Here is a 14011-nt window from a genome sequence, read left to right on the forward strand (position 1 = left end):
ATTAAATATCGAAAAAAATATTGATTTTTATAATATCACTCCTCCTTAATACAAGGCACTGTCCCCAAAGCATCTTTAAAAACAGATTGCATTATTTTAAGAGTGATTTCTTTATGTTCTTCTTTTACTATTACAGCATCATGAATAGTGAAAGGAATAATATTTTCTTCTACTAATTTTCTGCAAATTTTATCAATAAAAATATCCGACTCAATTTTTTGAAGTTTGATGGCGAAATCTGAATGTTTTTTAGTTTTGTATAATGATATGATTTTGTAAATATTAGGATAAGCCTCTTTAAAAATCTTTTTATCATCTAAATAACTCTTATTTTTAGAATAAGCAATCTTCATCCATAAATCTTTTGATTCTTCTCTAGTTGTATTGTATAGTTCTTGTAGATGCTCATACCAAACTCCTTTAGTGGTGTATTCAAAATATTTACTTATTTCTTTCTTTAAATCTTCGGTAGCATTAGTTAGATGTTCTTTTAGTAGAATATTGAATAAAACAGGCTGAGCATTTTTTAAGTCTAAATACACCATGTCTTGATAACCAACGATAAATTGACGTAAATCACTACTTAAATTGGTTAAATTAGTATCAATCCTTCCATTTGTTTTATTTCGTTTGTAGTAAATTGATTTTAAATTTTTGCCACCTTCAATTGCTTTAATTGAGCTAACTCTTGATGTATATTTATTATAAGCTTTTAATTTTTCTTCTTCACTTTCAGCTTTATCTATATTCTCAAAGTATTGAGTAGTAGAAAAAGCAATTGCTTTTTCAGCATCTATCTTAAAGTTATTTCGAAAATGACTTCCCATTTTTTTAATATGCTTTGGGGCATTATTAATAAAGGTTGAATCGTCATTATAACTACTGGTTAAATAGCTTTTATTTTTGGGAGTAATTAAAATTTTTATTTTGTACCATAAGCTGGAAATCCTACTTTTTTGATTGTTTAAATCTTTAGGTATTTCAATGCTTTCAGAGTAGTTTTGTTTTGTTGTTGTGAAACAATAGGGAGTAGTTATATCTTCACTTATTATATTATGAATAGATAATAATTTATTATACTCTTCAATATATTTATTAATTTCAAATATATAATAGTAAGTTGCTTTGTTTTTGTAATAGTTATCGTTCCATATAATACCTTGGTTTACAAGAAATCTAATATAATTAGGATAAGAATTTCCATATTTAGCTTTTAGGTATCTTGAGTCTAAAGGAATAAATTTATACGAATACTTTTCTTTCTTTTTAAATATGGAACTCTTGTTTATTATTTCACTTATTATAGAAAAAAACACTTCAATGTTATAATCAAAATCAGCAAAACCAAGGTGAAGTTTCAAAAGCAAATTATCTACAATTGCTTTCGGTAAATGTAAGGTTCTATATTTTTTATATACTTTTTTCTCTGCCATCAACTCAATTTATAATACGCAATATAACATACATTTTTTAAGAGGAATTGCATGTTTTTAAATATAAACATAGAATTTTACTTGAAATTTTCTCTTTCTCTTTAATCTAATTATTAATAAACTGTCTAGTTTTTAATTATAGCACTATTTTATAAAATTGCATGTTAGCGAATAGGTGAGATTCAAAATCCTAAAAAGTACATTTAGAACATTATATGGTTATAATAACCCACCCAGGGAGGGGTCTCTAAGAGAGGTCTCCCCTCCAAGCTGTACATAGGTAGGTATTAAAAAAATGTAAATTGAAAAATGTATATAAACGTGTACAGCTTATGTTGTTTTCTAATATTGGAGAGCAGTAACTATATATTCAGCTAGGAATAATTCTTCTAATTGATTGTTTTTTACCAACCAATTGTATTCTTCCTGTAAAATGTCATCATTTATTATAGCTTCTTCTTCATATGTTACTTTAGCATACGTTATTAATAGTTCTTTAATTAGTGGTGTTTTAGTAATGTCTATATTTTCTAAATTATGATTCATTTTTAATTCTTTTTAGTTTTTGTTATGTTGTACTTAGGATTAAATTCAACCAAAATAGATTGATGAATCCTCCAGCTATGTTGCTTTTTGTATAGTAAGTCTGGATTGTTTTTATACTTCTCTTTCAGTTCTTTAATTCTGTAACGAAATGTTCGTTCACTAATATTAGTTAACTCTAATACCTCTTTGAATTCATAGTATGTTTTTTGTTTCATTAGCTTATGTTTATTAATAAATATGCAGCTGCAACCAAAAAGACCATTTTTGAATAATATTTTTTAAAATATTGTTTGTTGCTGCTATTATTGATACATTTAGAGTCCTTAAAAAATGAAGTGAAAAACTTTTTTATCTAAAAACAAACTAGCTAAAATGGCAATTAAAAAATCGGATTTATACAGCTCTTTATGGGCAAGTTGTGATGAGTTACGTGGCGGAATGGATGCTTCTCAATACAAAGATTATGTACTAACAATGCTTTTTGTAAAGTATGTGTCAGATAAGTATGCGGGTAATCCTATGAGTTTAATTGAAGTGCCTAAAGGAGCTTCATTTGATGATATGGTAGCTTTAAAAGGACAACCCGATATTGGTGACCGTATTAACAAAGAAATTCTTAGACCTTTATTTGCAGCCAATGGTTTAGAAGGCGCTATGGAATTAGCCGATTTCAATGATGATGAAAAACTAGGTTCGGGTAAAGAAAAAGTAGACCGCTTATCTAAACTTATTGCCATATTTGAGCATGAAGGTTTAAACTTTAAAAATAACCGTGCTGAAGATGATGATATTCTTGGTGATGCGTATGAGTTTTTAATGCGCCACTTTGCTACCGAGTCTGGAAAAAGTAAAGGACAGTTTTATACTCCCGCAGAAGTATCTAGAATTTTAGCCAAAGTAATAGAAGTAGATAAAGCAGATAGACCATCCTATACGGCATATGACCCAACCTGTGGTTCGGGGTCGTTATTATTAAAAGTTGCTGATGAAGCTCCTAATGGCTTAACCTTATACGGACAAGAGAAAGATATTGCTACCAAAGGGTTAGCTATTATGAATATGTGGCTTCATGGCTATCCAGAAGCTTCTATTGCTAGTAAAAACACCATTGCTTCTCCACAATTTAAAGATGACGGACAATTAAAGCGTTTCGATTTTGTGGTAGCAAATCCACCGTTTTCTGTAAAAAACTGGACAAGTGGTATTGTACCTATGAATGATGAATTTAATCGTTTTAAAGGCTATGGAATTCCTCCAGAAAAAAATGGAGACTACGCTTTTTTACTACACATTTTAGCCTCGTTAAAAAGTACAGGTAAAGGTGCAGTTATTTTACCACACGGTGTATTGTTTAGAGGAAACGCAGAAGCAGAAATTAGAAAGAACATACTAGAGCGTAAGTGGATAAAAGGAATTATTGGTTTACCCGCAAACTTGTTTTACGGTACAGGCATTCCCGCATGTATTATTGTGTTAGACAAAGAACATGCGAACGAGCGAGAAGGTGTTTTTATGATAGATGCCAGTAAAGGATTTATTAAAGACGGAAACAAAAACCGTTTACGTGAGCAAGACTTACACAAAATTGTAGATGTATTTAACTCACAAACTGAAGTTAAAAAATACGCTCGTTTTGTGCCTTTTTCAGAAATTGAAAAGAATGAGTACAACTTAAACATACCTCGTTATATTGATACTCAAGAAGCGGAAGACATTCAAGATTTAAATGCACATTTAAACGGAGGCATACCACAAAAAGATGTAGATGCCTTACAAGAGTATTGGACTGTGTACCCAAATTTAAAACAAGAACTATTTAGTACTTTAAGAGAGGGCTATTTACGCTTAAATGTAGCAAAATCTGAGATTAAGAACACCATTTATCAACATCCAGATTTTATTAGCTATAACGAGACGTTAGACACTATTTATAAAGAATTTACCACAGCAAACCATGCCTTTTTAAATAGTATTGATATAACTACCAAACCAAAAGCGTTTATTAAAACCATTGCAGAAGATTTACTTACACGTTATGCCAACAAAGCACTTATTAACAACTATGATGTGTACCAGCATTTGTTAGACTATTGGAATAACACCATGAAAGATGATGTGTATTTGTTAATAGAAGACGGTTGGGTAGCCAAAACTAAGCGAATTATTGAAAAAAATAAAAGTGGTAAAGAAGTAGATAAAGGTTGGACGTGCGATTTACTACCGAAGCAATTAATAATAGATACCTATTTAGCTGAAGAACAGCAAGCATTACAAGCTATAGAGGCTGAGTTAGAAACCATACAAGCCAATAATACAGAATTGATAGAAGAACATGCTGGTGAAGAAGGATTGCTAAATGAAGCTACCAACGATAAAGGTAGCATTACCAAAACCACAGTAAGCAAGTATATAAAAGAAATTAAAGATAATCCTAACGAAGCAGAAGCGTTAACAGTAGCTAACCAATTATTGAAGCTTTTTACTAAAGAGGCTAGTTTAAAAAAGGATATTAAAACAAAAACAGCTGCTTTAGATGAACTTTGTTTGGCTCAATATGGTAAACTAACCGAAGAGGAAGTACACCAATTGGTAGTAGATAAAAAATGGCTAGCCAATTTACAGGCTACTTTACAAACGGAAATTGATGCCATTTCTCAACGTTTAACGAGCCGTATTAAAGAACTAGCGGAACGTTATGAGCATACGTTAACCGAATTGGATAGCACCACCAATGAATTGGAAAGTAAGGTAAGTGTACATTTAAAAACAATGGGTTTGGTATGGAGTTAGCAACAAAACAAGGGTTTAAGCAGACAGAAATAGGTTTGATTCCAGAGGATTGGAGAATTAGGGAATTAGACCATGTTTTAAAGTTTGGAAGTGGTCAAGACTACAAACATTTATCAAAAGGTGATATCCCAGTTTACGGGACTGGGGGTATTATGACATATGTTAATAATCACCTCTATAATGGAGAATCAGTTGGTATTGGAAGGAAAGGAACAATCGATAAGCCAGTATTTTTATCTGGAAAATTTTGGACTGTAGATACGCTTTTCTATACGAAGGACTTCTTGGATTCAATCCCTAAGTTTATATATTATAAATTCTTGATAATACCATGGAAAGAGTATAATGAAGCTTCTGGTGTTCCAAGTTTAAATAAAAACACTCTTGGTAAGATTAAGATTGCTCTCCCGCCAACCCTAAAAGAACAAAAAGCCATAGCCACAGCTTTAAGTGATGTAGATGACCTTATTGCAAGTTTAGAAAGTTTAATAGCTAAAAAACAAGCCATAAAACAAGGCGCTATGCAGCAGTTGTTAACGCCTCCACACAAAGGTGGTAAACGCTTACCTGGGTTTTCTGGAGAGTGGATGGAGAAAAGTTTGACTGAACTAGCCTGGTTTCAAGAAGGTCCTGGCTTGAGAAAGTGGCAATTTACTACTAAAGGAATTAAAGTAATTAATATCACTAATCTGGTTGATGGGTATCTTGATTTAGATAAAACTACCAGACATATTTCATGGGATGAGTTTCATAAGATGTATAAGCATTTTGAAGTAGATGAGCATGATATTGTTGTAGCTAGTTCTGGTAATTCATATTGTAAAACATCAATTGTTCGCCAACAGGACTTACCTTTGGTTATGAATACTAGCGTTATTAGGTTCAAACCTAATTCAATAATGAATTATCAATTATTATTAATTTTATTGAAATCAAGCCAATTTAAGAAACAAATAGATTTGCTTATTACTGGCGGGGCTCAACCAAATTTTGGACCAGTGCATTTACCAAAAGTATTTTTTAGTATACCAGAATCGAAAGAAGAACAAAAAGCCATCGCTGAAATCCTTTCAGATATGGATGCAGAAATAGCCCAATTAGAAACCAAAAAAGCAAAATACCAACAACTCAAACAAGGTATGATGCAAGAGCTGTTAACAGGTAAAACAAGGTTGGTGTAGTATGAGTGATACTGTTGCAAATAGTACTGAAGTACATACAGGTAAAACTTATGGATTAAAGTCTTTTAATCAACTAAATAAATACCGTTTTGTTGTAGAGAAGTACCAAAGAGGTTATAAATGGGGCACAAAACAGGTTGAAGAACTATTAGACGATATAAACAGTTTTAAAAAAGAAGAGCAAGCTTTTTATTGCTTACAACCTATTGTAGTAAAAGAGATAGATACAAATAAGTTCGAGCTTATAGATGGGCAACAACGCCTAACTACCACCTATATTATTTTACAATGTTTAGGCATAACAATTTTTAATTTAGATTATAAAACCCGTAAACAAAGCGAAATATTTTTAAACAATATTAAAGACCTTACAGTGGTCGATTTAAGTAAAATTAAGTTAACACAAGCTTGGATTGACTATGCAGCTGCAAATCCAGAACAAAATAATGTAGATAACTACCATTTTTTTAGTAGCTACCAAATAATTGCAAATTGGTTACAAGCTTTAAGTCCTTCAGAAAAGGAAATATTCACCAATAAATTACGCAACCACACTAAAGTGATTTGGTATAGTATTAAAAGTAAACAAAGCCCAGAAGAAATTTTCATCAATTTTAATCAAGGAAAAATACATCTAGAGCAAGCTGAATTAATAAAAGCGCTTTTTGTGTTGCATCTTAAAGCAGAAACAAACCCAGAAATTAGAGCTTTTAAAACCAATCAGTTTGCTGAAGAATGGAATACTATAGAAAATCAATTACAGGACGATGCCTTTTGGTATTTTGTAAGTAATGACACTTCAGACAAGCGTAAAGCCAATCGTATAGATTTACTTTTCGATATCGTAAAAAAGAAATCTAAAAAAGAGCAAAGTAACTTATTTGCATATCATAAATACCTATATAAATTAAATACAGGGACTTTAAAAAATGAAGATTGGCAAGAGGTTAAAAATTTATTTAATCTCTTATTAGAATGGTATCAAGACCGAAGCTTATATCATTATTTAGGACTGCTTATTCACCTAGACATAAAATCAATTAGCGAGGTATATAAAGATTACCTAGAGGATGAAAACATAAAAGATAAGCTAGATTTTGAAAAACAAATAAAACAATGGCTTTCTAATACAATTAATATCAACCAACCCGATAGTAAGTACAATTTAGCCAATTTAGTGTATCAAACACCCAAAGAAACACACACTATTCTTGTTATCCATAATGTTGCAACATACCATACTAGCGACACTAATTATAGGTTTCCTTTTGATAAATTAAAAACACAAAAATGGAGTTTAGAACATATTCATGCGCAAAAATCTGAAGAGTTTGAAAAAATATCAGAAACCCAAAATTGGATAAATGATATTAAGTTACTGCTTGATGATGCCGATAATACGTCTGATTTAGAAGCACAGTTAAACACTTTAGAACTAGATATTTCTGCATATAAACTAGAGGACGACATTCCAAAAGCAATAAAACGTAGAACTAAAGAACTTAGTGATTTATTAGACAAAAAATTGGACACGCATAGTATTAAAAATCTGTGTTTATTAGATGGCGCTACCAATAGTAGTTTAAGTAACTCTAATTTTCAAGATAAAAGAGAAAGTATTTTACAAATAGATATGCAAGGAGGTATTGTTAAAGACAATGGAAAAAGGCAAAAAACTTTTATACCTATTTGTACAAAAAATGTGTTTTTAAAATATTACACAAAAAACACCAATGCCATAAACTTTACATTTTGGGGCTATGAAGATAGAAAAGATTATGAAGAAGCTTTAGAACAAAGTATTACTAATTATTTGACTTAACGAAATGACAGAAGAAAATAACATAAAAACGTTTTGGGAAGTTATTCAAGAAAATCAAATTGAAATTCCAGTAATACAAAGAGATTACGCACAGGGAAGGCAAAACGACCGTGTAAATCAAATACGAGAAGATTTTGTAGAAGCATTAACCAAGGTTTTACAAAACGAAAACAAAGAAGCCTTGCATCTTGATTTTGTGTATGGTAGAATTCAAGGTAAAGACCAGGAATTCATTCTGGCTAGAAATAAAGAAGCTGTTGAAAATGTACTAAAAGCGGTTCAAGGTTATGCCAGTAATTTAAACATGGATGTTGGTGTAGATATTAGTCATAAGAAAAATGAATCTACACCATTAACTTATAGAAAACTCATCCCTTTAGATGGGCAGCAACGACTTACAACACTCTTTCTATTGCATTGGTATCTTATTCAGCGTATAAATCAAACAGACGTTAATCAGCAATTAAAACATCTTGAAGGTTTTAAATACAAAACAAGAAAGAGCACTACCGAGTTTTGTAATTATTTAACTCATTTAAATAATTACGACATTAAAAATCTATTCGTTGTCGATAAGAAAGTTTCAGAACAGATAGAAAAATCGACTTCCTTTTTTAGAGTGTGGAAGCATGACCCTTCTGTTAAAGGAATGTTAGTTATGTTAGATGCAATCCATAATAGGTTGAAGCATGTTTCTGAAGAGCAATTACAGCTCATGTGGAATAACTTGACTACAAATAGAAAAATTACCTTCGATTTTCTGGACTTGGACGAGTTAGACCAAACAGATGAGTTGTATGTGAAGATGAATGCCAGAGGGAAGCAGTTGTCCGATTTCGAGCATTTTAAAGCGTGGTTGCAAGAGTATATAAAAAAAGAAGATAGCATAACCATAAAAGAAGTTAGATGGGAACACGAACTAGATACCAGTTGGTTAGATTTATTTTGGACACATAAAGAACCTAAGGTATTTCAAGTAGACGATGCTATATATAATTATATTAAAAGCATAAATCTTTACAAGTATATTGTTAATACCAAGGAAGAACATATTAACAAAAACCTTATTGAGAAGATTCGGGAAACCAATAAAGAGAAAAATTTTATTACTCTAAACACATTTAAAAAATTCGATTTCTTCTCTTCAAAAAGTTTAGATTTTTTATTCAATACACTTTCAAAGCTCTCTAGTGATAAATTACTCAAGCTCAATGCTAGTTTAAAAACAATAAGTTGTTATCCTTTTATAAAAGGAAAAAACATTGATGAATTCTTTTTTAATGAGAGCCAAAATTTGTCTTTATGGGATAGAACCTATTACTACGCATATATTTTATTTATTAATGATGTAGATGATTTTGATGAAAATACAATAGTTGCAAAATTTCAATCCTGGATGCGTATTTGTAGAAACTTAATTTACAATACCTACATTCAAAATCCAGAAACTTTTATTAAAGCAATTAAATCTATCTATGAGCTTTCTGCTTTTAAATTTACTATTGAAGAGCATCTTATTAAAGCTGATTTTAAAGTTTCATTTTTTGAATCTCAAGTTAAGGAAGAAGTCAGAAAATTAAAGTATTTCAAACTTGGAGATAACTGGAAAGAGAAAATATTAGAATATGAAAATCATAGTTATTTTTATGGACAGATAGATTTCTTATTTGATTTGCTTGAAGAAGACCAAGAAAATTTTGAGTTGTTTAAACACTATGGAGATACTTTATGTGATTTATTTAAATCCGATATCGAAAAAGAGAATCATTTATTGCAAAGAAGTTTATTAGCTCAAGGTAATTATACTATTGGTTTATCTGGACAAAAACGTACCTTTTGTAAGTCGGACAAAGGAAATTTGAGAGCTTTGAATGATAATTGGAGAAAAGTATTTAATGATGAAGGCAGATTAAAAATCTTGAAATCTTTGTTAGATGATAAGCGTCCATTTAGCGATATAGTAAAATCGTATTCAGAATCAAATTGGCGTAAATACTTTATTAAGTACCCATCGGCAATAGCATATTGTAAAAACAGGTTTTTTGACTCTGACCATAATCTTGATGTTAGATTGTTAAGTGGTAGTACTTATAATGGTAAACATACAGATTTGTATTTGTTTATCTTGTTAAAAAAACTAGAGGAACACGAAGAATTTGAAAGTTTAAGTTTTATTCATAAAGATGTTAATAACTATAGAACTGAGTCTAATTTCCCAAGTATTGAAGTTTTGAATGATGAAAGAATAATCATTACCATAAACTATAGTTATAATCTTTTACAGAATAATAAAGGGTTTGAGATAAAATTAGAAGATGATTCATTATTATCTGAATTTAGTAACACCTTTAGTAAATATCAGTCTGTTAATGAAAAACATATATTTCAAGTTGTTAATGATATTTCAGAAATGGATACTATGCTAGATAGTATCATAAAGAATCTGTTAATCACAGATTCGGTTTTAAAAAATAGCATATGAAAAGCATAGGTAAATCAGAAAGAGAAACACAAAATAGAATAGTACAACTATTCCAAAGCAAACTAAACTATTCATACCTGGGTAATTGGGAAGACCAAGAGCGTAAATACCCTGTAGAAGAAGAGCTACTTTTAAAATATCTTGTAAATAACGGTTATTCTACAACGCTTTCAGAAAAAGCTATTTCTATTTTTATGAGAGCAGTAACCAATCTTTCTGATGATTTATATGAATCTAATAAAGAAGTTTACAAGCTATTGCGTTACGGTATATCTGTAAGAGAAGAATTAGGTAAACAAAAAGAGACGGTTTGGCTAATTGATTGGAAGAATAAACAGAATAATGACTTTTCAGTAGCAGAAGAAGTTACTGTAAAAGGAAAACATAATAAAAGACCCGATATTGTAATTTATGTAAACGGAATTGCTTTAGGAGTTTTAGAGCTTAAAAAAAGTAAAGTTGGTGTAGAGGAAGGTATTCGTCAAAATAGAGATAATCAAAAACCAGAATTTATTCAACAGTTTTTTACCACAATGCAATTGATTTTGGCGGGTAATGATACTCAAGGAATCCGCTACGGAACCATAGGTACTCCAGAGAAGTATTATTTAAAATGGAAAGAAGAAAGTGTTGAACAATATGATTATTTATTAGATAAACACATTGTACAATTATGCGAAAAAGAACGATTACTAGAGTTAATTCATGACTTTGTTGTGTATGATAAAGGAGCTAAGAAATTAAGTAGACCTAACCAGTTTTTCGGTATCAAAGCAGCACAAAACAATATAAGAACAAAAACAGGGGGTATTTTATGGCATACCCAAGGTTCTGGTAAATCTTTAACCATGGTTTGGTTAACAAAATGGATTAGAGAAAATGTAAAAGATAGCCGTGTATTAATTATTACCGACCGTCAAGAATTAGATGGTCAGATTGAGAAGTTATTTACAGGTGTTGAAGAAAAAATATACAGAACAAAAAGCGGTAGAGATTTAATAAGTGTTCTTAACCAAAAAACAGAAATGCTAATCTGTAGCTTGGTGCATAAATTTGGGCGTAATGATGAAAGTGGTGATTATGATTCTTACATTGAAGAGTTAAAACAAAGTTTAGGGTCAGATTTTAATGCCAAAGGAGATATTTATGTTTTTGTAGATGAATGTCATCGTACACAATCTGGAAAACTTCATGATGCCATGAAATCCATTTTGCCAAATGCCTTGTTTATTGGTTTTACAGGTACACCGCTACTAAAAAAAGACAAGCAAAAATCAATTGAAGTTTTCGGAGCTTACATTGGTAATCCATATAAATTTGATGAAGCGGTAGAAGACGGTGTTGTATTAGATTTACTTTATGAAGCAAGAGATGTAGAGCAATTTGTAACCGACCAACAGAGTATTGATGAGTGGTTTGAAGCTGAAACTAAAGGTTTGACTGATGTAGCTAAAATAGAGCTAAAAAAGCGTTGGGGAACCATGCAAAAAGTATTAGGTTCTAAATCACGATTGGAAAAAATTGTATTTGATATTGTCAAAGATTTTAAAGTAAAGCCTAGACTTTCATCTGGAGAAGGAAATGCTATGCTGGTATCGGGTTCTGTATATCAAGCCTGTAAATACTATGAACTTTTTCAGCGTTCTGGTTTTAAAGAATGTGCAATTGTAACTTCATATCAACCACATCATGCAGATATTAAAGGAGAAGATACTGGTGAAGGTTCTCCAACCGATAAGCTCTTAAAATATGAGGTGTATACTCAAATGTTAAAGGGAAAATCTACAGAAGAATTTGAAGAAGAAGTAAAGGCTACTTTTATTAATGAACCAGCCAAAATGAAACTGCTCATTGTTGTAGATAAATTACTTACTGGTTTTGATGCACCATCTGCAACGTATTTGTACATCGATAAAAAGATGCAAGACCATGGCTTATTTCAAGCTATTTGTAGGGTAAATAGAGTTGATGGAGATAAAAAAGAGTATGGTTACATTATAGATTATAAAGACTTATTTAAAAGCTTAGAAAGGTCAATTTCTGATTATACTTCTGAAGTTTTTGATAATTATGATGAAGATGATGTAAAAGGGTTATTAAAAGACAGACAAGAAGAAAGTAAAGACCGTTTAGTAACAGCATTAGAAGCTGTAAGAGCATTATGTGAGCCAGTACACCCTAAAGACGAACCAAGCTACATAAGATATTTTTGTGGAAATACAGAAAATCCGTTAGATATAAAGAATACGGAAGAAAAAAGAGTGCTTTTATACAAAGCCGTAGTTTCATTAATTAGAGCATATGCTAATATTGCTAATGAAATGTATAAAATTGGATTTTCCGATGCGGAAACTAAAAAAATAAAAGATGAAGTACTATATTATTCAGATTTAAGAGATACAATTAAGCGAGCTAGTGGTGATTATTTAGATTTTAAACGATTTGAACCAGGAATGCGTCAATTAATGGACATGTATTTAGATGCAAAATCTAGTCGTAAACTATCAGATTTTGAAAATCAAACCCTGGTAGATTTAATTGTAAATGTATCAGAACCAAGTTCTCCGTATTTATCAATATCAAAACAACAAGCAGTTGCTGAAACAATTGAAAACAATGTTCGTAAAGTAATTATAGAAGAATCTCAAGCCAATCCAAAGTATTATGAAAAAATGTCAAAATTACTTGATGAATTGATTCAGTTAAGAAAAGAAGAGGCTATAGATTATGAAGAATATCTAAATCAAATTAAGGAGTTAGCTGAGAAAGTCGCCAATACAAATAATACTAATGATTATCCTAAATCTTTAGATACAAAAGCTAAAAGAGCTTTATATGATAATTTAAATTTTGATGAGTCATTAGCATTAAAATTAAATAATGTAATTATAGAGAATAAATTAGATGGTTGGAAAGATGGAGGAATTAAAGAGAAAAAGTTAATGTTAGCAATAAATATGGTAATTTCCGATGTAGATAAGACGTTAGAGTTGATGGAAATAATTAAAGCACAGAATGAGTATTAGTGAAGAGAAGATAGGAATTTCAAATATTGAAATCGATGTGGTTAGAAAAAATATAAAGAACATGCATTTAGCTGTCTATCCTCCAACAGGAAGAGTCAGATTATCTGCGCCACAAAAAACAGATTATGAAGTTTTACGATTATTTGCTATTTCCAAATTAGGTTGGGTCAAAAAACATATTAAGAACTTTAATGAACAACCAAGAGAGACTAAAAGAGATTACATATCTGGTGAAAGTCATTACATACAGGGTAAAAGAGCTTTACTTAACGTTATAATAGAACAGAAAGGTAAAAATAGAATTGAGTTTGACGGTGTTAAGCAAGTGAAATTTTATGTAAAAACTAATACAACCCATGAGCAAAAAGCTAAATTGATGAAAGAATGGTATCGAAATGAATTAAAAAAACAAATACCTTCATTAATAGAAAAATGGGAAAAAATTATTGGAGTAAAATCTAACAGTTGGGGAGTCAAACAAATGACAACTAAATGGGGTTCATGTAATATAGAAGCAAAAAGAATTTGGTTGAACCTTGAATTAGCAAAAAAGCCGACAATTTGCTTAGAGTATATAATAGTTCATGAATTAGTTCACTTATTGGAAAGAAATCATAACGATAAGTTTGTTAATCACATGAATACATTTATGCCTAAATGGAGACTTTATCGGGACGAACTTAATAATTTACCTGTAGCTCATAATGACTGGGGGTATTAGAAAAACGCTG

The 14011-nt window shown here is 30.6% G+C and carries 9 protein-coding genes; 6 read left to right on the forward strand and 3 right to left on the reverse strand.

The annotated features are described in order from the left end of the window. Nucleotides 1-35: 35 nt before the first annotated feature. The 3 genes from ABNT22_RS05655 to ABNT22_RS05665 form a co-directional block, all read right to left on the reverse strand. Nucleotides 36-1433 carry a hypothetical protein gene (locus ABNT22_RS05655; protein ID WP_348714936.1) on the reverse strand — a complete coding sequence of 466 codons (1398 nt, stop codon included), beginning with the start codon at nucleotides 1431-1433 and terminating at the stop codon, nucleotides 36-38. 342 nt (nucleotides 1434-1775) lie between these two features. After that, a complete protein-coding gene (locus ABNT22_RS05660; RefSeq protein ID WP_348714938.1) occupies nucleotides 1776-1979 on the reverse strand; it encodes a hypothetical protein in 204 nt (67 codons plus the stop codon). Between the two features lie 2 nt (nucleotides 1980-1981). Next, nucleotides 1982-2194: a hypothetical protein gene (locus ABNT22_RS05665; protein WP_348714940.1), complete on the reverse strand. Its 213-nt coding sequence runs from the start codon at nucleotides 2192-2194 to the stop codon at nucleotides 1982-1984. 157 nt (nucleotides 2195-2351) lie between these two features. Here ABNT22_RS05665 and ABNT22_RS05670 point away from each other — a divergent pair, with 157 nt between their 5' ends. The 6 genes from ABNT22_RS05670 to ABNT22_RS05695 are packed head-to-tail and all read left to right on the forward strand — an operon-like array spanning nucleotide 2352 to nucleotide 14001. Continuing rightward, the gene (locus ABNT22_RS05670; protein WP_348714941.1) at nucleotides 2352-4769 is read left to right on the forward strand and encodes a type I restriction-modification system subunit M; all 2418 of its coding nucleotides are present in this window, start codon (nucleotides 2352-2354) and stop codon (nucleotides 4767-4769) included. Beyond that, a complete protein-coding gene (locus ABNT22_RS05675; RefSeq protein ID WP_348714943.1) occupies nucleotides 4760-5950 on the forward strand; it encodes a restriction endonuclease subunit S in 1191 nt (396 codons plus the stop codon). Before ABNT22_RS05670 ends, ABNT22_RS05675 begins: the two co-directional genes overlap by 10 nt. Before the next feature lies 1 nt (nucleotide 5951). Then, nucleotides 5952-7772: a DUF262 domain-containing protein gene (locus ABNT22_RS05680; RefSeq protein ID WP_348714944.1), complete on the forward strand. Its 1821-nt coding sequence runs from the start codon at nucleotides 5952-5954 to the stop codon at nucleotides 7770-7772. A 4-nt stretch (nucleotides 7773-7776) separates the two neighbouring features. After that, nucleotides 7777-10254 (forward strand): DUF262 domain-containing protein, encoded by a 2478-nt coding sequence (locus ABNT22_RS05685; RefSeq protein WP_348714946.1) that lies wholly within the window; start codon nucleotides 7777-7779, stop codon nucleotides 10252-10254. Then, a complete protein-coding gene (locus ABNT22_RS05690; RefSeq protein ID WP_348714947.1) occupies nucleotides 10251-13280 on the forward strand; it encodes an HsdR family type I site-specific deoxyribonuclease in 3030 nt (1009 codons plus the stop codon). Before ABNT22_RS05685 ends, ABNT22_RS05690 begins: the two co-directional genes overlap by 4 nt. Next, nucleotides 13270-14001 carry a SprT family zinc-dependent metalloprotease gene (locus ABNT22_RS05695; protein ID WP_348714949.1) on the forward strand — a complete coding sequence of 244 codons (732 nt, stop codon included), beginning with the start codon at nucleotides 13270-13272 and terminating at the stop codon, nucleotides 13999-14001. The genes ABNT22_RS05690 and ABNT22_RS05695 overlap by 11 nt, the downstream gene beginning before the upstream one ends. The last annotated feature ends 10 nt before the right edge of the window (nucleotides 14002-14011 follow it).

It is taken from the genome of Tenacibaculum sp. 190130A14a (assembly GCF_964048965.1).
Lineage (GTDB): Bacteria > Bacteroidota > Bacteroidia > Flavobacteriales > Flavobacteriaceae > Polaribacter > Polaribacter polynesiense.